We start from the raw sequence: 23,087 nt of genomic DNA, 5'->3' as shown, positions 1-23,087 counted from the left end.
CGAACAATCCATGATCGAGAAGCCCGATGCAGTGAACGCCCAGCAAGTTTTCCACGGCAGGCGAAATGAATCGTATGGTGCCATCCCTGCGATGGCGGGAGATCACGTCGCCCATGTTGTGGGCGAGCAAGCTATATCTATCCTGTTCGGCTTTGAGCATGTTCGAGCTGGTGCGCGCGAGTGAATCAGCGGCGAATGCAAGACCTCCGGCATAAATCGTTGCCGAGGTCACCGCAAAGCCGATAAACTCGCCGCCAAACCGCAAGTTCGGATCAGGCGCTGGCAACATGTTGAAGTAACCGAGGGCTACCAGCAGCGCGATGCACGAGAGCGCCAGCACGGACGCAAACGCCATCACGCGGCGCGACGACGAAAGTGCTGCTTCAACCGGAACCACGACAAGCCAAACCGCGGCAAAGGATTTAATTCCGCCGGTGCCCAGCGCCAGTATCATCACCAAACTGCCTAGCGCCACCGATGATAGCATGTGCGCGGCTTCGTACCGCCCGGTGAGTGAGAGAAACCACGACACGAGAATTGGAGCGATAAGCCAGGCGAACGCCGTGACTTCAAGGCCCGACGGCGCGCCGCCGATCGCAAGATAGATCGGGAATGCCGCTAACGCTGCAAGGCTTCCGAGCAGCCTCGGCGCCATGAAGGCGAGATGGCGTGCGCGCGTCAATGCGTCGCTACGCGCGGAGGGATGCAGCAACGCGTCGAGGCGATCGTGGATTATAAGCAAAACTGTCACGGCTCCCGCGCTCCGGCTAGATTCGTCGAACAGACGCGCCGTAACGCCCCCAGTATCGGGCCACCGTGTCAGAGTGGAATTAAGCGAACACTAAAGCGCGCGGCAGGGTCGGCAAAGAGCTCGGGTTACCGGGCTGTTCGCAAAACACACCAGCGCCCATTCAACTCAGATGGTGAACGTCGGGTTTCCGGGGCGAAGTGGATATGGTTTCGAAATGGTACATACGCGCGGGCTTAAGTTGCGGAAATTCGTCCATCAATCGAATATTTACGCCGAATCGAAGCAATCAGTTTTTTAGCTGATTTTCCCCGGTTTAACTTCAATGCAAACACTTGCGATTTATCGACGGCTGTTAACTAGAGAACGTTTGCGAGATTGAGCGCGACGTACCGAAATTGGCCGGATCGCAAGATGTTTTTTCTGCTTCGCATGGCATTCTGGCTCGGCTTGGTGCTTGTACTGTTGCCAAGAGAGAAAACACCTGAGGCGGAGAAGTCACCGCAATTGGGAGCATCCGAAGCATTTTCGGCTGCGACAGCAGCGGCTTCGGACATGAGCAGCTTTTGCAAGCGGCAACCGGTGGCCTGTGAAGTCGGTGGCCAAGCTGCATCCATCATAGGTCGCCGCGCCCAGGAGGGCGCGCGCAAGCTCTATCATATCATCACCGATAAGCGTGCATCAGACCACACCGGCTCCATCGGCGAGATGGCCAGTGCAGACGCTGGCAGGACGGCCGCGGTGCCCCCGGAGACGCTCACGCCCGACGACCTGCTTGTGGAGTGGCGCGCCGCCCCATAAAGCCAAACTTTAGCCCGGGAACTGCTGCGACATCGGGTCCGGCATATCGCTTTCGGCGCTCCGCAAGCCTATATATTGGTATCCATGAGCGCGGGATACGATGACGATCGACGAAATCAGAGACAATTTTTCGCTGCTAGACGACTGGGATGACCGTTACCGCTATGTCATCGAACTCGGCCGTACGCTCGATCCGATGCCGGATGCGGAACACTCTCCAGAGAACAAAGTGCAGGGCTGCGCCAGCCAGGTCTGGCTGTCGAAACGGATTGAGCGCGATGGGCACGGCGAGGCCTTCCTGAAGTATCGCGGGGACAGCGATGCTCATATCGTGCGCGGATTGATTGCGATCCTGCTCACGTTATATTCCGGGCACACGCCGCGAGAAATTCTTGGTACCGATGCGCTAGCCGTATTCGATGAATTCGGGTTTCGCGAACATCTGACGCCGCAGCGCTCTAATGGCCTTCGGGCGATGGTGGAGCGAATTCGCGCGGATGCGCGCGAGGCGCTTGCCGAAGCGTCGTGAACGCTTGGCTGCGTCTCTGACTGTTTATTTTCGTCGGCGCCGTTGCTGCCCGAGTCCCATTTTCTTGGCGAGCGCCGAGCGCGCTACCGCATAATTCGGGGCAACCATCGGATAGTCCGGCGGCAGTCCCCATTTGTCCCGATATTGTTCGGGCGTCATGTTGTATTGAGTACGCAAGTGGCGCTTCAGCGACTTGAAACGTTTGCCATCCTCCAGACATATCAAATAATCCGGGGTCATCGATTTCTTCACCGAAACCGCGGGCTTGGCCGGTTCGGACGGCGCATCAACTCGGCCAGTGGAAACACGGACCAGGGCTGCGTGTATTTGCCCGATCAGGCTCGGGATCTCGGAGGCCGGCGTTGGATTGTTACTGAGGTAGGCAGAGACGATGTTTGCGGTCAGATCGATATAGTTTTTGCCGGCACCGTCGGTCATGGCCTGAGCCCTTGGGGTCATCGTAAGATCGCGGATCGGAAGAATCCCGGAGCGGCGCTACGCTTTTCAGGAGATCCACTACTTTTTGAATATGCCCGTATTACTGTCGATGTGACAAGAGAGACGCATTTTTATTTTCGAGAACAAGAATCGGGAAGTAAAGCCAACGCTCAAGGGCGCTGGTCGAGGTGCGCACGTAGCTCGTCAATCGAGGCGAAACGCATCATGCCTTCCGGCATTTGGGCCTCGATTGAGCCATCCGAAAACAGCGAATACGCCATTCCGTCGACGACGCCCGATTTGAGAACCGTGACCTCGGTCCTACCGACCGGCTGAGAGCGCGGCGCCACCCGACCATTCCGTTGCGGAGGTGGCTCGCCGCTCCCGCCACGGCGCGTTCCCCTGATGTCTTCGGAGTGAGCAAGTGGTGCCTCGGCTGAACCCTCATGGGGAGGTTCTTGCGACGACGCCAGGGGATTTCCTGGAGAAAAATCGCCGACGGAAGACTCGCCCATCCGTTCTTGGGCCCGCTCGCGCTCTCTCCGAGAACTCGAAGCGAACAGAAGATTGCGCCGCGCCTTGGCAGTCGGATTGGGTTCCAGCTCTTGGCTCTGGACGTCGCCGCGCTCTCGTGACGCGGGCTGCTCAAACCAAGACGCATGCGGTAGTGGTTCGGATTGTGCACTGCGTTCCGCCGTTGCGGCCGAGTGGTCGCCGCCAAACGCGAAACCACCCTCCTCAGGCATCGGGGTTTCGGCTGATCTAAGTTCTGAAGCCGGCATACCAGCACCGCCGGAAGTCACTGTAGTTCCCTCGGCAAGTTGCCGGGCGGCCTTTTTGAGCTCCCGAACGGCAGTCCATATCGCGATCATCAACACGCCGGTACACGCGACGATTGCGCCGGCGAGTATCATCGTGTTGCCGAAACTGAACTCCTTGACCGGAACCCCGAACCCGATCGCCAGCAAGCCAGCCAGCAGAAAACCTACCCCGCCGATCAGCAGCACCGCCAACATCGGATTCACTCCCTCAGCCGCGGACAAGATGCTCAAAGACTGCGTACGGGCCACGTTACCGCCATATCGAGCGCAGCGCCAACGGGCAATTAGGGGTGACGGTTCACCTGAAGAGTTAAACCCTGCGGCTAAGTGGTAGCTCGGCTCGGCCCGGCAGGTTTCAATCATCACTGCGTCCCAAGTCGGCCAATTACGCCACATTTGCCAATTACTTGGAAACTGATCTGCGCTATACGGTTCGCGGGGAACAACGAGGCCCAAAAGCGCTCTGCTAGGGCCGATAGGGGCCGGGTCAGCGCTAGCATGTCATCCATCACGACCTCTTCCATCGACACGCCTTTGCGGCGGTCGCTGGAGCGGACCTGCGATGACCTCGCGATCTTATTGCTGGTCGTGGTCTCGCTCGTGGCGAGCCTTACGTTTTACGATTATGGCTTGGGATGGGACGACTACACCCACGCCGAATATGCCGACCTCCTGCTGCGGATGTACAGTTCCGGTTTCAGAGATACCGGCGCGCTATCGTTTGCAAATCTTTACATGTACGGCGGTGGCTTCGACATGGCGGCCGCGTTGCTACACAAGCTGATCCCCTTAGAGCTGTTTGAAACCCGGCGCCTGTTGGGAGCCGTCGTCGGGATTATCGGTCTTGCGGTAACGTGGCGGCTTGCACGGCGCGTCAGCGGCCCAATTGCCGGTCTGGCGGCGTTACTGCTGTTGGCGTTGTGTCCGACGTACTACGGGCACATGTTCATGAATCCAAAGGATGCGCCATTCGCGGTTGCAATGGTGATCCTGATGCTAGGGCTCGTTCGGCTGATTGAGGAGTACCCGCAACCTTCGCCGCGCAGCATTTTAATCGTCGGGCTCGGGGCGGGCCTCTCGATCGGTTCTCGGGTTCTTGGCGGGCTCGCCTTGCTGTACGCGCTGGTCGGCTTCACGCCGTTGTTGCTGGAGGAAACTCGAACCTACGGCGCACTCGGGGCGGGCCGGCGGTTCCTGCACATTATGTACCTGCTCGTACCTGGCCTGATGCTTGGCTATCTCATCATGGGCCTGATCTGGCCATGGTCCATCATGCAACCCGGCAATCCATTGCTGGCCGCCACGTATTTCTCGCACTTCTTCGAAAAGCCCTGGAAGGAAATGTTCGACGGCGCACTCGTGTCGGTGCCCGACATGCCCTGGTCCTACTTGCCGACGCTATTTGCCTTGCAGCTTCCGGAAGTGTTGCTCGGGCTTTGCGCAGGCGGCGTCCTCGGCAGCTTGATGTCGCTTGGGCGCAATGACGTTTCGGCCCGCAAAAAATCCATTCGCCTGATGCTGACGTCGGCGGCAACGCTGCCGCTGGTAATCGCGATGGTAAAGCGCCCGGCGCTCTACAATGGCATTCGGCACTTCATTTTCGTAGTACCGCCAATGACAGTCCTCGCCGGCACAGCTTTTGCTCGGGGAATGAAATGGCTCGGAGAAAATCGCCGCAGCTGGCAACCGGCTGCTGTGACCATTTTCGCGTTCGGCCTGCTGTTGCCGCTTGCTGAAATGATCCGGCTTCACCCCTATCAATACACTCACTTCAATTACATCGCGGGCACCGTGCGCGAAGCCGACGATCGTTTCATGCTGGATTATTGGGGACTTGCGCTGAAACAGGCGTCCGATGGCCTGCGCGAGGAAATCACCAGCCGGCAATATAGCCCGCCGAGGGGACGCAAATGGAAAGTCGCGGTATGCGGCCCACAGCGCCCTGCTCAGGTGGCTTTGGGACCCGATTTCACGATCGGCTGGGACAGCCATGCCGCCGATTTCGCGATGACCCTGGGCGAGTTCTATTGCAAGGGCCTCACCGCACCGGTGCTGGTCGAAATCAAACGAGATGACGTCGTGTTCGCGCGGGTTTACGACATTCGCGGGCGCAGCATTTCCAGCTTGCTCTCAATTCCGCCGCCGTAGAGAACACAGGGGAGGCAAATGACTGCCGCGCAGTACGCGTGTCTTGCTGCAGGACCCTCGGGCCACTAGGCTAGAAAGCAGAAATCAAGCAATCGAAATGGAGAAAGCAGGTCATGTCGCCAGCGGAAGCTCGCCTGAAAGAAGCGCTCTCGGATATGACCGAGGCCGAATGGACTCAGCGGATCAATCTTGCCGCGTGCTATCGGCTGGTTGCGCATTACGGTTGGGATGATCTGGTCGATACCCACATTTCCGCGCGCGTGCCGGGACCCGAACACCACTTTCTGATCAACCCGTATGGCTTGATGTTCGATGAGATCACCGCATCGAGCCTTGTGAAAGTAGACCTCGACGGCAATCAGCTCACCAAAAGCGCCTACAGCATCAACCCGGCCGGGTTCACGATCCATTCGGCAATCCATGAAGTTCGCGAGGACGCCGGCTGTGTCCTGCATCTGCACACACCAGATGGCACCGCCGTCGCGAGCTGCCTCGAGGGCCTGCTGCCGCTGAACCAAACGGCGCAGCTTGTCACGTTCGATCTTGCTTACCACGATTACGAAGGCATCGCGCTCGATCACGACGAACGTCCGAGACTGCAGAAGGATCTCGGTAGCAAGAACCACATGCTGCTGCGAAACCACGGTACGTTGACCGTCGGCCGCTCTGTTGCTTCCGCCTTCGAGCGTATGTTCCATCTGGAACGGGCTTGCACGATGCAGGTACGTACCCGGATGCTTGGAGCGGTCGCTTACCCGGTCGACCAGGCCGTAGTGGACAAGAACACCAGCCTGCTGGCGAATCCGGATCGTCAGGAACTTCGTTCCACCACGCTGGTTTGGCCGGCACTGCTGCGCAAGCTCGACCGTCTCGATGCCAGCTACAAGAATTGAAATCGTCGAGATTTTGATATAGCTTGGCCGCTAACCAACCTCTGCACGACCGATCAAAACGCCGTCCAATCCCGGGCGGCGTTTTTTATTTGCCACCTGCATCAGCGTGCTGCATCGGCCAAGGCGGCCAATATCCGAGCCCATGACCGAATGCCCTTGTGAAAGCTTTTCAGGTCGTATTTTTCGTTCGGCGAATGGATATTGTCGTCATCGAGTCCGAAGCCCACCAGCAACGTGTCCAGACCGAGCGTACGCTTGAAGTCGGCGACGATAGGAATAGAAGCGCCCGATCCCATCAGGATGGTCTCCTTGCCCCACTCCTCACTCAACGCCCGCTTGGCCGCGGCAAGAGGCTTCATGTTCCAGTCAAGCGCTACCGCGGGCGCGCTTGAATGATCGGCAAATTCCGCCTTGCAATCGCCAGGCAGCCGCGCGGTAACGTAGTCACGAAAGGCCTTTCGGATCTTGTCGGGCTGTTGGCCCTCCACAAGGCGGAACGAAATCTTTGCCGATGCCTCGGCCGGGATCACCGTTTTTGAGCCTTCCCCGGTGTAGCCGCCGAAAATGCCATTGATATCGCACGTCGGTCGCGAGGATATCTGCTCGATCAACAGCCGGCCCTTTTCGCCGGCCGGGATCGAAAGGCCGATCGGCTTGAGAAACGATTCCGGCGTCAGGTTCAGCTTCGACCACTGGGCGAGAATATCGGGAGGAAGATCCTTCACGCCGTCATAAAAACCGGGAATGGTGATGCGCCCGTCCTCATCAAAAATGCCGCCGAGGATGCGGGTCAGCACTCGAATTGGATTCTGCGCGCCGCCGCCGAAGATGCCCGAGTGCAGATCCCGGTTTGCCGCCTTGATTTTCACTTCGTCGTAGACCAGCCCACGCAGCGATGTGGTGATTGCGGGCGTATTCGGGTCCCACATGCCGGTGTCGCAAATCATCGCGAAATCGGCTTTGAACTCGCCCTTGTTCTGTTCAAGGAACGGCACAAAATTCTTCGATCCGATTTCTTCCTCGCCTTCGATGACCATGGTGATGTCAACCGGAAGCGAGCCGCTAACAGCCATCCATGCGCGGCAAGCTTCCACGAACGTCATCAACTGGCCCTTATCATCTTCGGCGCCGCGCGCGACGACGATCTTTCGCCCGTCCGCGTGCGTGGTAACCGCCGGCTCGAATGGCGGACGGTGCCACAGGCTGAGCGGGTCCACCGGTTGCACGTCGTAATGGCCGTAGAACAGCACGTGCGGCCGGGGCTCAGGATTAGCTTTGCCATTGACGCTGCTCCTCGCGACAATGGCCGGATGGCCTGCCGTCGGCCTGACCGTTGTATCGAAACCAAGAGTCGCGATATCGCGCGAAAGATGATCGGCCGCTGCCTTGCAGTCTGCGGTAAATGCGGGATCAGCCGAGATCGATTTGATCCTCAGCAGCTCGAACAACCGCTCCAGGCTATTGTCGAAATCCGCATCGATCCGATCGAGGACGGCTTGTAGTTGGCTCGCGTGGGACATTTCCGAATTCCTAAAGGTTACCGCTGGGCGCGCTGTTCATTTTGAGGTTCTAGCTTTGCCGCCGATGGAGAGCTAGCCGCATCCCGCGGTGGATGGAGAATGTGCCAGGCCAATACTCCCGCAATCACGCAAGTGGCAGCAAGATTATTGCCATATGCCTGCAGCTCCTTCGGGAAGACCGGGATCGACAGGCACATCAATAGCACGGAGATGATGAGGCCCGTCCATGTACCCGCCCTCACTGCTAAACGAGGATCAAAGGTCGCGCGGTGCACGAGGATAGTGATCGGGAAGAACAGCCACATAAAGTAATACTGCCGTGCCAGCGGTGACGCCAGCGTCATCAAGCAAAACAGGATGCCGAGTTCTTCCGCGTCGGAGCGCTGCGTACGCCGCGCCTGCGTCGGCATGAGGGCGACATATCCAAGACCGATCACCAGTGAGACGGCGAGCACGATCCAGTTCGCCGTCTTGAAATCGAGATCAACCAAATTCATGTAGGCCGGCGGCTTAGCGGGATCATCCAGATTGTAGTTGACCGGGCGCGTCAGACGATGCGTTACGGCGATGATGGACTGGTTGACCCACGACCAATTCTGCTCAGCACGTTGTCCGAACCCCTGCTCCGAGCTCGACGCCACCATGCCCCGGAACCAGGTCTTCAGCTCGGAAATGTTGTGCTGGAAACCGCGCACGGGTGCCGGCACCAAAAAAAGAAAGGCGGCAAGGAATAGGGTCATGCTTGCGAGGCACGACCATCGTCTTCGCCAAACAAGATAAGGAAATACCGCCACGGGGAAAACCTTGATCGCGGACGCCAGCGCAAACATGCCTCCCGCTACCCACGGGCGCTTTTGCTGCAGGAGCCAGAATCCGAAGAGCATGATCGCCAGCAGAACGAGATTGGGCTGGCCGAGGTCGAACATGTCAAACACAAACGTGATCGTGACGAACCCTGGCAACGCGAACAGCCACGGGGCTGGTGTGCGTTCCGATCCTGCCATGGCGTGGGAGAATTGCGGCGTCATCCACCATGCGATGATGTTGAGAGCCGACAGACATGCATAGAGCGGGAGCTTGCCGAAAAACGACGGTATCGCCAGCAGGATGGCCGAGAAGGGAGGATAGAGAAATTCGAAATAGCTGTTGGGATCGCGGGGATAAAGGTCTGCTCCGTGAAGCACCTGCTGCCCCGCCCAGTACCAGAGCGGGTAGTCCTTGGTCTTGCCGCTTCCCCATATCTCGGGAACCAGGACGTCGGCTGTCAACGCGATACAGCAAATCAGAAAAAGAACATCAAACGGGGCTTTCAGCCTCGGAAATCTCAACACATACAGTTCCCGGACAAGATAGGGAGATCGCGCTGCAGCACATTATCGAATGCTTCTATCGCCGCAAGATGCCGCCGAGAGCGCCGCGCACCAGCGCACGGCCGACTGAACCGCCCATCGCACCACCGACGGATTTCCCGAGATTGGCAGCTACCCCGCCGACCACCTTGTTGGTAACGGTGCGTGTCACGCTGCGTGCGATAAGTTGCCCGGTAGACAATCTTCCCCGCGTTACGTTGGTGCCGAAGATAGCCCCGACAATTCCACCGATCTGGCCGAGAATTCCGCCGGCCTCGGAACTTGGCGCAGATGCCGCGGCGCCGGCCAGGCGCTTCTGGATCAGCTCATAGGCGGATTCGGAATCGATAGCCGTGTCGTATTTGCCTTTCATCGGGCTCTTGTCCATGATGGCCTTGCGTTCCTCAGGCGCGATCGGCCCAATCCGCCCGGTGGGCGGGCGGATCATGACGCGTTCGACCATCGCCGGCGTACCGTTGCCCTCCAGGAACGATACTAAAGCTTCGCCCTTTCCCAATTCCGTGATGACCTTTGCAGTGTCGAGCTTCGGATTGGGTCGGAAGGTCTGGGCGGCGGCCGCTACGGCTTTCTGGTCACGTGGCGTAAACGCGCGGAGCGCGTGCTGCACGCGATTGCCCAATTGGGCAAGCACCTTGTCCGGAACGTCAATCGGATTTTGCGTGACGAGATAAACTCCGACCCCCTTGGAACGTATCAGCCGCACCACTTGCTCGATCTTGTCCAGTAGCGCCTTTGGCGCGTCGTTGAACAGAAGATGCGCCTCATCAAAGAAGAACACGAGCTTGGGTTTGGGAAGATCGCCGACCTCCGGGAGTTCCTCGAAAAGCTCGGATAGCATCCACAGCAGGAAAGTTGCGTACAGGCGGGGGCTCTGCATCAACTTGTCCGCGACCAGAATGTTGACCATGCCGCGACCATCGCTGTCGGTGCGCATGAAATCTTTTAGCGTCAGCGCCGGCTCGCCGAAAAACTTCGCACCGCCCTGGTTTTCGAGCACCAGAAGCTGACGTTGAATGGTTCCGACGGTTGCCTTGGTTACGTTTCCGAAACTTTGAGCCGCCTTGCGGATCGCCGCCAGCCCATCGTCGTCCGCCTTGCTGTCCGGCACGATCGCATCCAGCAGACTCCGCAGATCTTTCATGTCGATCAGCGCAAGTCCGTTCTCGTCTGCGACGCGAAAGGCGACATTCAGCACGCCCTCTTGCACATCATTCAGATCGAGCATCCGCGATAGCAGCAAAGGCCCCATTTCGGTGACGGTGGCGCGTACGGGATGGCCCTGCTCGCCAAACACATCCCAAAACACGGTCGAAAACTGATCCGGCTGGAAGCTGAGCCCCATGTCACCGGCGCGTTTGATGATCGAGTCCTTTGCTTCGCCGACTTCCGAGATGCCCGAGAGGTCTCCTTTGATATCAGCTGCAAACACCGGAACGCCTGCGCGCGCAAATCCCTCCGCCATCACTTGCAGCGAGACGGTTTTTCCAGTGCCGGTCGCGCCAGTGACCAGACCATGGCGATTGGCGAGGCCGAGCGTCAGCCAGACCGGCTGTTCACCCCTTCCGATGAAAATTTGCTCGCTGGTGTCGGTCAATTTGCCTTCGGGGGTCGCCATTGCATCGCCTCTTCGCGCGGGATCAAGGGTTTCAGCCGCCACGGTGCCATCTTACTGCATCTTGCAAACCGAATGAAACCGTCAAGCCATCACATGGGAGCGCCGGTTCGTTTGAACATATCGAACTCCAGCGAATTTCCGACCAAAGTTGAATTTCGACGCGGCCAATTGAGAGCAATTTGCCGCGAAATTCGTAGCCGCTCTTGCATTGCTGCAACACTCGTCGCGCGATCGAAGGTGAATCAGGTTCTCGAGCGCCGTCCTCGCTTGTAATTCTTTTCACAGCAGATCAAGATCGCTTTCAAGGAAGGTATCCGGGACGAAACCGGATGAGGGCGGGCAAATATGGACGAATTGATTGGGCGGCTGGCTGTAAAGGCCGGCCTCGATGAGGCTGTGGCCGAAAAAGCTATCGCCATTATCTTGGGTTTCCTTCGCAACGAAGGCCCTTCTGAGAAAGTTCAGGCCCTGATCGAGCAGATTCCGGGCGCGGAAGCTGCAATCGCCATATCCAGCAACAGCGGCGGTGTCGCGCGTCTGATGGGCGGCGGCTTGATGGCAGTCGGCACCAAGCTGATGGCACTCGGTTTGGGGATGAGCCAGATCCAAAACGTCGCGCGTGAGATTTTCAGCTTTGGCCGCGACAAGATCGGGCCGAAGCAAATGGGTGCGATCATCGCCGGGACACGGGGTCTTAGTCAGTTCGCTTAAGCAATTTTTTTATCGAGTACCATGACATATCCAATTTCCGACATTGAGGGCCTCCCGTCCTTTGCCGCTTCGAAGTTGAAATCCGTAGGAATTCGCACAACGGATGGCCTGCTCGAAGCGGCCAGAAGCGTGAAGGGCCGTAAGGCGCTTGCAGAGAAGACCGGCATCAGTGAGCAGCTTCTTCTGGAATGGGCCAACGTTTCCGACTACATGCGAATTCCCGGCATGGGCAAGGCCAAGGTCGGCCTGGTACGCGCGGCCGGCGTCACTACGGTTCGCGAACTCGCGTTGCGCAACCCGGCGCGGCTGGCGCAGAACATGAAGGAAGTGAATACCAAGCAGAAACTCGTCCGCGTTTTGCCTTCAGAAAAGTCGGTCGAGCAGCTGATCGCGAAGGCGCGCAAGCTTCAACCGAAAATCAGCTATTAAAGGCTTCGAGCCGGCTCCCCGCTGCCCGGCGCGCAGCAGGTTGGGCGTCTTGACAGCCATGCGCGGACCGCGCAAAGCGACCGGATGGTCGCGATTTCCTCCAGCAGAGCCCCGCCGGCCGGCGCCGCAGGTCATGCGAAATTGACGGCGCTGCTTTCAAAGCCATACCCGGCTGTGATGGGCATCCTGAACATCACGCCAGATTCATTTTCGGACGGCGGCCAGTTTATCGCGCCGGAGAGCGCGCTCGCACAGGCCCGCCGCATGATCGCGGATGGCGCTGACATCATCGATATCGGGGCGGAATCGACGCGGCCCTATGGAGGCCCAGAGCCGGTTTCAGCCGATGAAGAAGTGAGGCGTTTGCAACCGGTGCTGCCCGAAGTGGTTTCGCTTGGAATTCCCGTATCCATCGACAGCATGAAATCGGCTGTAGTTGCGTGGGCGCTCGATGCAGGAGCATTCATGGCGAACGACGTATGGGGGCTGCAGCGTGATTCCGGAATGGCCAAGCTTTTGGCGGAGCGCCATTCGCCAATAATCGTCATGCACAACCGCGAGCGGGTGGATGGCGATATCGACATCATGCAAGATATCGTCGCGTTCTTCAGGCGCTCGCTGCAAATCGCGGCGAATGCCGGAATTGCACTAGGCGACATCATCCTCGATCCCGGCATTGGCTTTGGCAAAACGCCCGAGCAGAGCATGACCGCGCTGGCCAGGCTCGATGAACTCCGCGAATTCGGCTTGCCGCTATTGGTCGGTGCGTCGCGCAAGCGCTTCATCAATTCAGTCTCGCCTTCGCAGCCGCATCAACGCCTGGGAGGCTCAATCGCGGCGCATTTGGTAGCGGCACAACGCGGCGCCAGCATCATCCGGACCCATGATGTATCGGAAACCGTCCAGGCATTACTCGTAGCCAAGGCCATCTGGGACAAGCGATGAGCGATATGATCTTCATCACAGGGGTGGTCATCCATGCCCGTCACGGCGTGATGGAGCATGAGACTGAGGTGGGCCAGCGTTTCGTGATCGATCTCGAATTATCGACTGACCTGTCGCAATCCTCGCGTACCGATCGTCTCGCTGATACCGTGTCCTACTCCAATGTGGTCGCCACGGCGACCGCCGCCTTCAAGAATGCAAATTATAAATTGCTGGAACGCGCGGCCGGAGCGGTGGCCGATGCAATACTGGTTGCGTTTCCGCGCATCAGCGCAGTCAAAGTCACGGTACACAAGCCGCACGCACCGATCGCGGCCATCTTTGAAGACGTTGGTGTCGTCCTGACGCGCACCCGGCAAGCGCCCTCGAATGGCTAACGCCTTGATTGCGCTCGGCGGTAATGTCGGCGATGTTCGCGCGACGTTTAACAAGGCGATCGCAAACATCTGCGGCATAGCGCAGGCGCTGCTGCTGGCGCGCTCGTCAGACTACGCCACCCCACCTTGGGGGGATGAACAGCAGGCCCGCTTCATCAACGCGTGCATCGAAATCGAAACCAGCCTCGATCCCCACGCGCTTTTGTTTACGCTGCACAAGATAGAGAACAAGTTCGGGCGCGACCGCGCCAATGAAAGACGCTGGGGCCCACGCACCCTCGACCTCGATCTGATCGCCTTTGACGATGTCTCGATTCAGAAGCCTGAACTGACGCTGCCCCACCCACGGCTGTTCGAGCGCGCCTTCGTGCTGGTGCCGCTCGCCGAGATAAAGCCAGACCACGTGATTGCCGGGCAGAGCGTTTCGTCAGCTTTGGCCAAGCTGTCCACCGTTGGAATCGAGCGGTTACCGGACCTGAGCTGACGGAAACCGCCTTTCATCCCAAAAACAACCGTTTGGCTTGGCTAGTACGACGTGGCATTTTCCGACCATTAGCATAAAGGCCTCGGAGCGAACCGCCTGATGACGTCTGTGACTGAAGAGCTGCGGCTGGCGGCCGATTTCGCGCCCTCGACCTTTAATGACTGGCGCCGGCTTGTCGATGGCGTGCTGAAGGGTGCGCCATTCGAAAAACTCGTCAGCCAGACCTATGACGGCTTGAAGATCGATCCGATCTATCCGCGCGCGAGGGGCGCGGCGGTGGTAGCGGGGCGCACTGCGGCCAAACCATGGCAACTCATGCAGCGCATCGACCATCCGGACGCAGCGCACGCTAACGCGCAGGCGTTGCAGGATCTCGAAAATGGAGCCACCGGGCTGACATTGGTATTTGCGGGCGCCAACAGCGCCTATGGTTTTGGCCTCGAACCCTCCGCTGATGCGCTGGAGAAGGTGCTTGAGCGCGTTGTCATTGACGCCGGGATTTCGATCGAACTTCAGATCGGTCCGCAGTCCCGCATGGCCGCGACATATCTTGCCGAATACATCACGCGCAAAGGCGTCGATCCCGCCGCTTGCGACATCTGTTTTGGTCTCGATCCGCTCGGGGCGTGCGCGGCTTGGGGGTCCAGCCCCTATACGTGGCGCGAGATCGTTACGGCGGTCACGGCCGGGATCAAGGCACTCGCTGACATGGGATTCAGAGGACCATTCGCGGCTGCCGATGGTCACGTGATCCATGATGCCGGGGGCTCGGAAGTGCAGGAACTCGCATTCGTGCTGGCCTCGGGCATCGCTTATCTGCGCGCTTTGGAGGGTGCTGGCATCGATCTGGAAACCGCGCGCGCCATGATTTACGCAAGGCTTGCCGCCGACGCCGATCAATTTCTCACAATGGCGAAGTTCCGCGCCTTGCGGCTCTTGTGGGCACGGATCGAACAAACCTGTGGCCTCGCGCCGAAGCCGATCTTCATCGCGGCTCAAACCGCATGGCGAATGCTGACACAGCGCGACCCTTACGTAAACGTTCTGCGCGCGACCATGGCAACATTCTCGGCTGGCCTGGCCGGCGCCAATTCTATTATCGTGCTGCCGCATACACTGGCGCTGGGACTACCCGATCCATTCGCGCGCCGCGTGGCGCGCAACACGCAGTTGGTGCTGCTGGAAGAATCCAATCTCGCCAAGGTGTCCGATCCGGCCGCCGGCTCCGGCGGCATCGAAACCTTGACCCGACAACTCTGCGAAGCCGCATGGGCATTATTTCAGGAAATCGAAAAGGCCGGCGGCGCATTCGCTGCGCTCGAACAAAGCTTGATTCAGCGCAAGGTCGCGGCGACCCGGACGATGCGCGAAAAAAATATTGCCAAGCGCAAGGATGTACTGACGGGAGCCACCGAATTTCCCAATCTGCATGAAGCTCAGATCGCGGTCCTCGAAGCTAAGGCGATCGTGCTTCCGCCATATGGGGAAGCAAAACTCAGGTTCGACGCACTGCCGCCGATGCGGCTGGCCGCGCCGTTTGAACGTTTGCGCGACCGGTCGGATCAAATTCTGAAACAGAAAGGCGATCGGCCAAAAATTTTCCTCGCCAATCTTGGCACTCCGGCTGACTTCACCCCGCGCGCGACCTTCGCCAAGAGTTTTTTTGAGATAGGCGGAATCGAGGCCATCGATACGCAAGGCTTTACTGATGCGGCGATGCTGGCCGAGGCGTTCCGCTCGTCCGGCGCAGCCTTGGCCTGCCTATGCTCGGGGGACAAGAACTATGCCGAATACGCTGTTGTGGCGGCGCAGGCCCTTCAAGCCGCTGGGGCAAAGCATATCTATCTTGCAGGGCGGCCGGGCGAGCACGAAGCCGCGTTCCGATCCGCGGGCGTGCAGGATTTTGTGTTTGCCGGGGTCGATGCAATCGCCGTGCTGCAAGAGGTCTATCGGCTGACGGAGTGATCATGGCTGAGGCGACAAAGCCGATTTTGACCGGCGGCTGCCAATGCGGCGCCGTTCGGTTCGCGCTGTCCGCGCCCCCCAGAAAAGTTAGTATCTGCCATTGCCGGATGTGCCAGAAGGCGTCGGGCGCGCCCTTCGCTTCCTTTGCCGACATCGATCGGGGCGATTTCGCCTGGACTCGAGGCAAGCCCGCCGCTTTTCGGTCCTCCTCAATTGCCGAGCGTGATTTCTGCGACAAGTGTGGCACGCCCCTCAGCTTCCGCCGCATTGAGGGTCCCAGAATCGAGATCATGACCGGCGCCTTCGATCGCCCCGACCGGGTGATACCGACACAACAATTCGGCACCGAATCCCGTCTGGGCTGGGTAGTCGGGATCGCCAATTTGCCGAGCCAGACGACGCTGCAAAACTATGGCGCGGAGAAGCTTCAGGGCATCGTCAGCTACCAACATCCGGACCGCGACCAGGGCTAGCGACCCCTTCCGCCTGGATGTGCTATGATGGACATTATGAGCCGCATACCTGACTTTGCGAATATCGCGTTTGAGAAAACGGTCGTCCCCGTAACGGCCGCCGATGCCGAACCGTGGCTCACGCCCGAAGGCATACTGGTGAAGCCAGGCTACGGCGAAGCCGATCTCGACGGTCTCGATTTCCTGGACACGTGGCCCGGCATACCGCCCTATCTACGGGGCCCCTACCCCACCATGTACGTCAACCAGCCTTGGACGATCCGACAATATGCCGGGTTCTCCACGGCGGAAGATTCCAACGCATTCTACCGGCGCAATCTGGCCGCCGGCCAAAAGGGGCTGTCGGTCGCGTTCGATCTCGCTACTCATCGCGGTTATGATTCCGACCACCCGCGCGTGTCGGGGGATGTCGGCATGGCTGGCGTGGCGATCGATTCGATCTACGACATGCGCACGCTATTTGCGGGCATCCCGCTCGATCAGATGAGCGTGTCGATGACCATGAATGGCGCCGTGCTGCCCATCCTGGCGCTGTTTGTGGCGGCGGCCGAGGAACAGGGCGTCCCGCCGGAGAAACTCTCGGGGACGATTCAGAATGACATTCTGAAAGAGTTCATGGTGCGCAACACCTACATCTATCCGCCGGCGCCCTCGATGCGGATCATCTCGGATATTTTTGCTTATACTTCGCAAAAAATGCCGAAGTACAACTCCATTTCCATCTCCGGCTACCACATGCAGGAGGCCGGCGCGACGCAGGACCTCGAACTCGCCTACACGCTGGCAGATGGTGTGGAATATCTGCGCGCCGGGCTCGCAGCCGGGCTCGAGGTAGATCGCTTCGCGCCGCGGCTATCGTTCTTCTGGGCCATCGGCATGAACTTCTTCATGGAAGTCGCGAAAATGCGCGCGGCCCGGCTGCTGTGGGCCAAGCTGATGGCTGACTTCAAGCCGAAAGACCCGCGCTCACTGAGCCTGCGCACGCACTGCCAGACCTCAGGTTGGTCGCTCACCGCGCAAGACGTCTACAATAACGTAATGCGCACCACCATCGAAGCGATGGCGGCGACTCAAGGTCATACCCAGTCGCTGCATACCAACGCGCTGGATGAGGCACTGGCATTACCGACCGATTTCTCCGCCAGAATTGCGCGCAACACCCAGCTCTTTCTGCAACAGGAAAGCGGCACCAACCGCATTATTGATCCCTGGGGCGGTTCGTATTACGTCGAGCGATTGACCCGCGATCTCGCCGCAAAGGCCTGGGGTCACATCCAGGAGGTGGAAGCGCTCGGTGGGATGGCGAAGGCAATCGAGGCCGGCGTTCCCAAGCTGCGGATCGAGGAAGCCTCCGCCAAGACGCAAGCGAGAATCGACGCCGGCAAGCAGTCGGTGATCGGTGTCAACAAATACCGGCCGGTCAACGAAGCGCCGGTCGACGTGTTGAAGGTCGAGAATTCGACAGTGCGTCGCCTGCAAATCGACAAGCTCGCCCGCCTGAAGAAAGAGCGCAGCCAGAAAGACGTGGATGACGCGCTGGCGGCTCTGACCCGGAGCGCTGGCGATGGAAATGGTAATTTGCTGGCGCTCGCCATCGATGCCGCACGCGCCAAGGCAACCGTCGGCGAGATTTCCGATGCGCTCGAAAAAGTATTCGGGCGCCACCGCGCGGATATCAAATCCATCACTGGCGTTTACAAGCGGGAAGCATCCACGATGTCCAACCGGGTCGAAAAAGTGCAGGCGCTGATCGATGCCTTCGAGGATGCGGAAGGGCGCCGACCGCGCATTCTCGTGGCCAAGATCGGTCAAGACGGCCACGATCGCGGCCAGAAGGTGATCGCTTCGGCGTTTGCCGATGTCGGGTTCGACGTCGATATTGGGCCGCTGTTCGCGACCGCCGATGAAGCGGCGCGGCAGGCGATCGAGAATGACGTGCATATTTTGGGTGTCTCATCCCTGGCCGCGGCGCACCTCACCGCAGTGCCCGAACTGAAAGCCGCGCTGAAAAAGCAAGGTCGCGATGACATCATGATCATCGTGGGCGGCGTGGTGCCGCCACAGGATTATGAGGCACTCTATAAGGCAGGGGCCGAAGCAATCTTTCCTCCGGGCACCGTGATCGCGGATGCGGCCGAAGAACTGATCCACAAGCTCAACGCGCGGCTGGGCCACAGCGAGGCGGCGGAGTAACTTCGCTCCGACCAGTTTTTCAAAGGATTGATTCTTGCGCCTCGCTGCATCTGTCATTCGCCCGCAAAGTTCCCGTGCCCGGCGTGGTCACCTGCCCTTCGGCTCGCAATGATCGAACGTAACCAGCTCGATCTGGGAAAGCTGACGGCTGAATTGCGCGACGGACAGCGCGCGGCGCTGGCGCGGGCAATCACGTTAATCGAAAGCCGGCGCGCCGATCATCAGTCGGTTGCCCGCGATCTCGTTCAGGAGTTGCTTCCGCACACCGGCCAGGCAATTCGGGTCGGCATTACCGGTTCACCGGGCGTCGGCAAATCCACCACAATTGACGCCCTCGGCATGTATCTGATCGAGCGCGGCCGGAAGGTCGCCGTGCTCGCTGTGGACCCCTCCTCCGCGCGCACCGGGGGTTCGATCCTTGGCGACAAGACCCGAATGCCACGGCTTGCCGCCACCGACCGGGCTTATATCCGTCCGTCGCCTGCGTCCGGCACGCTCGGCGGCGTCGCCTCGAAAACCCGGGAGGCGATGCTGCTGTGCGAGGCTGCCGGTTTCGACGTGCTGCTGGTGGAGACGGTTGGTATCGGGCAATCCGAAACTGCGGTCTGCGAGATGACTGATTTCTTCCTCGCGCTGATGCTGCCCGGCGCTGGCGACGAACTGCAGGGCATCAAGAAGGGCCTGGTCGAACTCGCTGACATGATCGCGATCAACAAGGCCGATGGCGACAACATCAAGGCCGCCAATCTGGCCGCCGCCGAATACCGCGGCGCGCTGCATATCCTTACGCCTCGTTCCGAAAACTGGCATCCGCCCGTCATCACCTATTCGGCTCTCACCGGAAATGGCATCGACGCGTTGTGGCAGAAAATTCTCGATCACCGAGCGGCGATGAACGCGTCCGGCGAATTCGCAGCACGACGGCGCGATCAGCAGGTGAAATGGATGTGGTCGATGCTTGAACATCGCATGATGGCCCAACTCCGCGCCGATCCGACAATTCGTCTCAAGGTGAAAAAGATCGAAGCTGAGGTGGCGGAAGGCCGCCGTGCCCCGGCGTTGGCGGCGGAGCAGATCGCGGGCATGCTGAGGTGAGATGAAGGAGAGCCTGCGTATCCTCGTCACCGGCTTCGGACCTTTTCCCGGTGCACCCTTTAACCCGACGCAGCCGTTGGTGGCGCGGCTGCTACGGTTGCGCCGCCCAGCCTTCGATGAAATTGAATTGGCGGGCCACATCTTCCCGGTGACCTACAAGGCTGTCGATCGCGAATTACCGCAGCTGCTCGCGACGCATCGGCCGCAAGCGCTGCTGATGTTTGGCCTGGCTTCCCGCACGCAGTTTATGCGGATTGAAACCCGCGCGCGCAACGCCGTCACCATGCTGTGGCCCGACGCCGACCATGCGTCGCTGCGCAAGGGATCGATCGATGGTGACGCCCAAGCCAGGATGTTCGGTCCGCACACGGCCAAATTGCTCCGCGCAGCGCTTGGCACCGGGATCGATGCGCGGGCATCGCGCGACGCCGGGAGTTATCTCTGTAATTATCTGAGCTGGCGCGCGATCGAGTCGACCAAGCGCGCAGACGGGCCGACGTTAGCTGCCTTCGTGCACATACCCCCGCTTCCACCGCAAGCCGGCCGGCAACACCGGCGGCTGGTGCACGGCAATACGCTCGAGGAATTGGTCGATGCGGGCGAGGCCATGTTGCTTGAACTGATAAAACTGACGCGAACAGCACTACGGGTAAAAAGCGGCAGCTCATGAAAGGCTCGTTCATTCGCAATCGTTTGGCAGGTGCTCCACATCGAAGCGAGGTCAGGATGAAGAAGAAGATCGAGATTGAGCGCGCGCCGATTTCAGCCGGCTCTCGATATCCCCATCCATTCGACGGCCCATGCCGAAACAAGCTTCGGCGTCGGCTTGGGCTAGCGGCAGGGCTCAAGCAAATCGGGATCAACCTGCTCGAACTGTCTCCAGGCGCGTGGTCGAGCCAACGGCATTGGCATACCCATGCAGAGGAATTCGTCTACGTCCTCGACGGAGAAGTTGTGCTGGTTACGGAAGGCTGCGAGGAGATTCTGCGCGCGGGAGATTGCGCGGCATTTCTCCCCGGCGATCCCGACGGACACCACCTGCAAAATCGATCCGGCGCTCCGGCGCGCGTTCTCGAAATAGGATCAGCAGAGATGCGCGATGATGAAGCCAGCTATCCTGACGTCGACCTCCGCGCATCCGCATCCGGCTATGCTCATAAGGATGGATCGCCTTACTAGCGATGCTCGCGGCGCTTCCCTCGCAGGGGGCGTTGTTAACCCTACCTCTAGCAATAGCTTCGCCCGCGACATTGCAGGCCGCCGCGGCAATGGAATTCTGCGTTACTCCAACACGCGCACTAACGGCGCAAGGTGTCGGGGTACGCAGACCATGGATCTTAATCGTCGCCATCTCATCGGAGCATCGACTGCTGGCCTAGCCGGCGCGCTCGTCATGCCGGCCGAGTCCTCCCCTGCAGCGCCGCTGATATCCACCTTAGGCCGCGATGCCGCGCATTATGGCGTGCGGCCCGGAAGCTCCGAGAACCAGACCCTGATGTTGCAGCGCGCGATCGACGAGGCGGCGCGCGCGCAAGTTCCGCTGGCGCTGCCGCCAGGTGTGTACCGGATGGGAATGCTGCGTTTGCCAAGCGGCGCTCAGATTGTGGGAGTGCGCGGCGCGACCAGACTCGTATTTGACGGCGGCGCCTGCATGCTCTCTGGCGACGGAGCCAGTGGGATCGGGCTCACGAACATCAGCTTGGATGGCCGCGCGGTTGCCCTGCCACCCCGGCGAGGTCTGATCCACTGCATCGACGCACGCGACATCCGCGTCATCGACTGCGAGATCATGGACAGTGGCGGCAATGCGATTTGGCTCGAGAACGCCACCGGCGCGATCAGCGGCAATATTATCAACAACTCTGCGGGAACCGCGATCGTCTCATTTGACGCACAGGGTTTGCTGGTTTCGCAGAACAGGATTTTTGGCACGAACGATAACGGCATCGAAATCCTGCGCACGACAATTGGCGATGATGGCACGCAAGTGCTCGACAATCGAATCGAAAACATCAAGGCAGGGCCTGGCGGATCCGGACAACACGGCAATGCCATCAACGCGTTCCGGGCGGGCAATGTGATCATACGAGGAAATCGGATTCGCAACTGCGACTATTCCGCGGTGCGCGGCAATTCGGCATCCAATATCCAGGTCATCGGCAACACCGTCAGCGACGTCCGCGAGGTGGCGCTGTACTCCGAATTCTCGTTCGAAGGCGCGCTGATCGCCAGCAATGTGGTGGATGGCGCGGCGGTGGGTATTTCAGTCTGCAACTTCAACGAGGGCGGTCGGCTTGCGACCGTCTACGGCAATATCATCCGTAACTTGCTACCGAAGCGCCCCGTTGCCACGGCGCCGGACGATGATGCCGGCATTGGCATCTATGTCGAAGCCGACGCTTCAGTATCAGGCAATGTGATCGAGAATGCGCCTTCGTTCGGCATCGTGGCCGGGTGGGGAAAATACCTGCGTGACGTCGCATTATCCGGCAATGTGATCCGCAAGGCTTACGTCGGGATCGGCGTATCCGTGACGCCGGGCGCAGGAACAGCGCTGATCAACAACAACGTCATTTCGGAAACTGCGCGCGGGGCTGTGGTCGGGCTCGATCACGCGCATCCCGTTACCGCCGATCTCACTGGCGACGGCGCACAGCGTTTTCCCCACCTGGTGATCGGGGCGAATGCAGTCCGTTGAGCATTCGCTATTGTTTGCGCCGCGGAGAGGAGGACCAGATTAACAATCCATTAATTCCCCGTTCGTAATACTACGACCATGCGACTCGTCCTGGCCACGATCATTGCTCTTCTCGTCATCAATTTGGTGGACGAGCATTTCAATGACGCGCGTTACACCCGAGCCGCCGCGACTATGTTTTCGCAAATTCTGCGGTCGTTCGGCTGAGTTCATGGTTGAAAAGCGCAGTGAGCAGCGGCATCGGCTGCTAAAAACCGGAACGATAAAGTTCGGCGGCAGCGCGATCGCTTGCATGGTTCGCAACATGTCGAATACTGGGGCGGCGCTTGACGTCACCAGCCCCGATGCAATCCCTGAACATTTCACTTTGGTATTTGATTCCGAGGGGCGGCATGTGCCCTGCCACATTGTATGGCGAAACGAAAAGCGCGTCGGCGTCGCGTTCGATTAGCGGGGATGTCGCGATGGCTGGGCTTTGACCGGCACCAGTCCACGAGCCGATCGCAAGATCAAGACGGGGCGGTTTATGCGAAACTTCGCTGTTTTGATTGCCGCAGTTGCAATAATTGGCGCCTGCTTCCCTGAGCAGGAAGTGACGGGTCGATTCACGACAAGTTCGCAACCCGCTCTATCCCTCGTGCAACCGCAAAGCCCTCGATCACTGCGTGACCGTCTGCATCAAGTGTGACAAAGGCCAACACATGCTGGAGTTCATGCACCTTGCGCCCGATAGCAGCCCCGACAAGCACGAGCGTCGCGACGGCTCACACGGTGATGTGCGCCTAAAGCGAGTTGCGCAGCAGCGGGTAGCGGTCCGCGATCGAGCTGATGATC

At 59.4% G+C, this 23,087-nt stretch carries 22 protein-coding genes and 1 pseudogene; 17 read left to right on the top strand and 6 right to left on the bottom strand.

Annotation, left to right across the window (positions count from 1 at the left end; genetic code table 11):
• Positions 1 to 751 (bottom strand): annotated as a pseudogene (locus tag VJV58_RS02365) (PAS domain-containing sensor histidine kinase); the annotation flags it as partial.
• A 411-nt stretch (positions 752 to 1,162) separates the two neighbouring features.
• On the opposite strand from VJV58_RS02365, the gene VJV58_RS02360 reads away from it, so the two are divergent.
• Together VJV58_RS02360 and VJV58_RS02355 are read left to right on the top strand one after the other, a co-directional pair.
• Entirely contained in the window at positions 1,163 to 1,549 is a 387-nt protein-coding gene (locus tag VJV58_RS02360; protein ID WP_324135723.1) for a DUF5330 domain-containing protein, read from the top strand.
• A gap of 100 nt (positions 1,550 to 1,649) precedes the next feature.
• Complete coding sequence (locus VJV58_RS02355; protein ID WP_324135722.1) at positions 1,650 to 2,078, top strand: SufE family protein; 429 nt, start codon at positions 1,650 to 1,652, stop codon at positions 2,076 to 2,078.
• 24 nt (positions 2,079 to 2,102) lie between these two features.
• Here VJV58_RS02355 and VJV58_RS02350 read toward each other — a convergent pair whose 3' ends face one another.
• Entirely contained in the window at positions 2,103 to 2,516 is a 414-nt protein-coding gene (locus VJV58_RS02350) for a MucR family transcriptional regulator (protein ID WP_324135721.1), read from the bottom strand.
• Positions 2,517 to 2,686: 170 nt separating this feature from the next.
• The gene (locus VJV58_RS02345; RefSeq protein ID WP_324135720.1) at positions 2,687 to 3,532 is read right to left on the bottom strand and encodes a hypothetical protein; all 846 of its coding nucleotides are present in this window, start codon (positions 3,530 to 3,532) and stop codon (positions 2,687 to 2,689) included.
• 303 nt (positions 3,533 to 3,835) lie between these two features.
• On the opposite strand from VJV58_RS02345, the gene VJV58_RS02340 reads away from it, so the two are divergent.
• A complete protein-coding gene (locus tag VJV58_RS02340) occupies positions 3,836 to 5,485 on the top strand; it encodes a glycosyltransferase family 39 protein (protein ID WP_324135719.1) in 1,650 nt (549 codons plus the stop codon).
• Positions 5,486 to 5,598: 113 nt separating this feature from the next.
• On the top strand, positions 5,599 to 6,378 hold the full coding sequence (locus tag VJV58_RS02335) for a class II aldolase/adducin family protein (RefSeq protein ID WP_324135718.1): 780 nt from the start codon (positions 5,599 to 5,601) through the stop codon (positions 6,376 to 6,378).
• Between the two features lie 101 nt (positions 6,379 to 6,479).
• On the opposite strand, the gene VJV58_RS02330 is transcribed toward VJV58_RS02335, so the two are convergent.
• The 3 genes from VJV58_RS02330 to VJV58_RS02320 all read right to left on the bottom strand — a co-directional run bounded on the left by VJV58_RS02330 (position 6,480) and on the right by VJV58_RS02320 (position 10,883).
• On the bottom strand, positions 6,480 to 7,898 hold the full coding sequence (locus VJV58_RS02330) for a M20/M25/M40 family metallo-hydrolase (protein WP_324135717.1): 1,419 nt from the start codon (positions 7,896 to 7,898) through the stop codon (positions 6,480 to 6,482).
• Between the two features lie 17 nt (positions 7,899 to 7,915).
• Positions 7,916 to 9,172 (bottom strand): glycosyltransferase family 87 protein, encoded by a 1,257-nt coding sequence (locus VJV58_RS02325; protein ID WP_324135726.1) that lies wholly within the window; start codon positions 9,170 to 9,172, stop codon positions 7,916 to 7,918.
• A gap of 112 nt (positions 9,173 to 9,284) precedes the next feature.
• Positions 9,285 to 10,883, bottom strand: coding sequence for a helicase HerA-like domain-containing protein (locus tag VJV58_RS02320; RefSeq protein ID WP_324135716.1), 1,599 nt, complete (start codon positions 10,881 to 10,883; stop codon positions 9,285 to 9,287).
• Positions 10,884 to 11,228: 345 nt separating this feature from the next.
• Between VJV58_RS02320 and VJV58_RS02315 the strand changes: the two genes are divergently transcribed.
• The 13 genes from VJV58_RS02315 to VJV58_RS02255 all read left to right on the top strand — a co-directional run bounded on the left by VJV58_RS02315 (position 11,229) and on the right by VJV58_RS02255 (position 22,704).
• Positions 11,229 to 11,594 carry a DUF2267 domain-containing protein gene (locus VJV58_RS02315; RefSeq protein ID WP_324135715.1) on the top strand — a complete coding sequence of 122 codons (366 nt, stop codon included), beginning with the start codon at positions 11,229 to 11,231 and terminating at the stop codon, positions 11,592 to 11,594.
• Between the two features lie 21 nt (positions 11,595 to 11,615).
• Positions 11,616 to 12,023: a DUF4332 domain-containing protein gene (locus VJV58_RS02310; protein ID WP_324135714.1), complete on the top strand. Its 408-nt coding sequence runs from the start codon at positions 11,616 to 11,618 to the stop codon at positions 12,021 to 12,023.
• A gap of 84 nt (positions 12,024 to 12,107) precedes the next feature.
• Positions 12,108 to 12,968: a dihydropteroate synthase gene (gene folP / locus VJV58_RS02305; protein WP_324135713.1), complete on the top strand. Its 861-nt coding sequence runs from the start codon at positions 12,108 to 12,110 to the stop codon at positions 12,966 to 12,968.
• The gene (gene folB, locus VJV58_RS02300; protein WP_324135712.1) at positions 12,965 to 13,345 is read left to right on the top strand and encodes a dihydroneopterin aldolase; all 381 of its coding nucleotides are present in this window, start codon (positions 12,965 to 12,967) and stop codon (positions 13,343 to 13,345) included. The genes folP and folB overlap by 4 nt, the downstream gene beginning before the upstream one ends.
• A complete protein-coding gene (gene folK, locus VJV58_RS02295) occupies positions 13,338 to 13,829 on the top strand; it encodes a 2-amino-4-hydroxy-6-hydroxymethyldihydropteridine diphosphokinase (protein ID WP_324135711.1) in 492 nt (163 codons plus the stop codon). The genes folB and folK overlap by 8 nt, the downstream gene beginning before the upstream one ends.
• A 99-nt stretch (positions 13,830 to 13,928) precedes the next feature.
• Positions 13,929 to 15,794, top strand: a complete 1,866-nt coding sequence (locus VJV58_RS02290; RefSeq protein ID WP_324135710.1) for a methylmalonyl-CoA mutase subunit beta — start codon at positions 13,929 to 13,931, stop codon at positions 15,792 to 15,794.
• 2 nt (positions 15,795 to 15,796) lie between these two features.
• Positions 15,797 to 16,267, top strand: a complete 471-nt coding sequence (locus VJV58_RS02285; protein ID WP_324135709.1) for a GFA family protein — start codon at positions 15,797 to 15,799, stop codon at positions 16,265 to 16,267.
• Between the two features lie 36 nt (positions 16,268 to 16,303).
• Positions 16,304 to 18,460 (top strand): methylmalonyl-CoA mutase, encoded by a 2,157-nt coding sequence (gene scpA / locus VJV58_RS02280; protein WP_324135725.1) that lies wholly within the window; start codon positions 16,304 to 16,306, stop codon positions 18,458 to 18,460.
• A gap of 108 nt (positions 18,461 to 18,568) precedes the next feature.
• Positions 18,569 to 19,555 carry a methylmalonyl Co-A mutase-associated GTPase MeaB gene (meaB, locus tag VJV58_RS02275; RefSeq protein WP_324135708.1) on the top strand — a complete coding sequence of 329 codons (987 nt, stop codon included), beginning with the start codon at positions 18,569 to 18,571 and terminating at the stop codon, positions 19,553 to 19,555.
• A 1-nt stretch (position 19,556) separates the two neighbouring features.
• Complete coding sequence (locus VJV58_RS02270; RefSeq protein WP_324135707.1) at positions 19,557 to 20,225, top strand: pyroglutamyl-peptidase I; 669 nt, start codon at positions 19,557 to 19,559, stop codon at positions 20,223 to 20,225.
• Between the two features lie 56 nt (positions 20,226 to 20,281).
• Positions 20,282 to 20,734, top strand: coding sequence for a cupin domain-containing protein (locus VJV58_RS02265; RefSeq protein WP_324135706.1), 453 nt, complete (start codon positions 20,282 to 20,284; stop codon positions 20,732 to 20,734).
• A gap of 151 nt (positions 20,735 to 20,885) precedes the next feature.
• A complete protein-coding gene (locus VJV58_RS02260) occupies positions 20,886 to 22,253 on the top strand; it encodes a TIGR03808 family TAT-translocated repetitive protein (protein ID WP_324135705.1) in 1,368 nt (455 codons plus the stop codon).
• 211 nt (positions 22,254 to 22,464) lie between these two features.
• Positions 22,465 to 22,704, top strand: coding sequence for a PilZ domain-containing protein (locus tag VJV58_RS02255; protein ID WP_324135724.1), 240 nt, complete (start codon positions 22,465 to 22,467; stop codon positions 22,702 to 22,704).
• Positions 22,705 to 23,087 lie beyond the last annotated feature (383 nt).

This window comes from Bradyrhizobium sp. (assembly GCF_035273305.1).
Taxonomy (GTDB): Bacteria; Pseudomonadota; Alphaproteobacteria; order Rhizobiales; family Xanthobacteraceae; genus Bradyrhizobium.
This window is presented reverse-complemented; position numbering and strand designations above follow the sequence as displayed.

Coding starts and splice junctions, on each gene's coding strand:
- VJV58_RS02330 (WP_324135717.1), bottom strand. CDS start 7,898: ATGTCCCACGCGAGCCAACTACAAGCCGTCCTCGATCGGATCGATGCG.
- VJV58_RS02340 (WP_324135719.1), top strand. CDS start 3,836: ATGTCATCCATCACGACCTCTTCCATCGACACGCCTTTGCGGCGGTCG.
- VJV58_RS02345 (WP_324135720.1), bottom strand. CDS start 3,532: ATGTTGGCGGTGCTGCTGATCGGCGGGGTAGGTTTTCTGCTGGCTGGC.
- VJV58_RS02335 (WP_324135718.1), top strand. CDS start 5,599: ATGTCGCCAGCGGAAGCTCGCCTGAAAGAAGCGCTCTCGGATATGACC.
- VJV58_RS02285 (WP_324135709.1), top strand. CDS start 15,797: ATGGCTGAGGCGACAAAGCCGATTTTGACCGGCGGCTGCCAATGCGGC.
- VJV58_RS02310 (WP_324135714.1), top strand. CDS start 11,616: ATGACATATCCAATTTCCGACATTGAGGGCCTCCCGTCCTTTGCCGCT.
- VJV58_RS02265 (WP_324135706.1), top strand. CDS start 20,282: ATGAAGAAGAAGATCGAGATTGAGCGCGCGCCGATTTCAGCCGGCTCT.
- VJV58_RS02355 (WP_324135722.1), top strand. CDS start 1,650: ATGACGATCGACGAAATCAGAGACAATTTTTCGCTGCTAGACGACTGG.
- VJV58_RS02350 (WP_324135721.1), bottom strand. CDS start 2,516: ATGACCGACGGTGCCGGCAAAAACTATATCGATCTGACCGCAAACATC.
- folB (WP_324135712.1), top strand. CDS start 12,965: ATGAGCGATATGATCTTCATCACAGGGGTGGTCATCCATGCCCGTCAC.
- scpA (WP_324135725.1), top strand. CDS start 16,304: ATGAGCCGCATACCTGACTTTGCGAATATCGCGTTTGAGAAAACGGTC.
- VJV58_RS02360 (WP_324135723.1), top strand. CDS start 1,163: ATGTTTTTTCTGCTTCGCATGGCATTCTGGCTCGGCTTGGTGCTTGTA.
- VJV58_RS02320 (WP_324135716.1), bottom strand. CDS start 10,883: ATGGCGACCCCCGAAGGCAAATTGACCGACACCAGCGAGCAAATTTTC.
- folP (WP_324135713.1), top strand. CDS start 12,108: ATGGTCGCGATTTCCTCCAGCAGAGCCCCGCCGGCCGGCGCCGCAGGT.
- VJV58_RS02260 (WP_324135705.1), top strand. CDS start 20,886: ATGGATCTTAATCGTCGCCATCTCATCGGAGCATCGACTGCTGGCCTA.
- VJV58_RS02290 (WP_324135710.1), top strand. CDS start 13,929: ATGACGTCTGTGACTGAAGAGCTGCGGCTGGCGGCCGATTTCGCGCCC.
- meaB (WP_324135708.1), top strand. CDS start 18,569: ATGATCGAACGTAACCAGCTCGATCTGGGAAAGCTGACGGCTGAATTG.
- VJV58_RS02315 (WP_324135715.1), top strand. CDS start 11,229: ATGGACGAATTGATTGGGCGGCTGGCTGTAAAGGCCGGCCTCGATGAG.
- VJV58_RS02270 (WP_324135707.1), top strand. CDS start 19,557: ATGAAGGAGAGCCTGCGTATCCTCGTCACCGGCTTCGGACCTTTTCCC.
- VJV58_RS02255 (WP_324135724.1), top strand. CDS start 22,465: ATGGTTGAAAAGCGCAGTGAGCAGCGGCATCGGCTGCTAAAAACCGGA.
- folK (WP_324135711.1), top strand. CDS start 13,338: ATGGCTAACGCCTTGATTGCGCTCGGCGGTAATGTCGGCGATGTTCGC.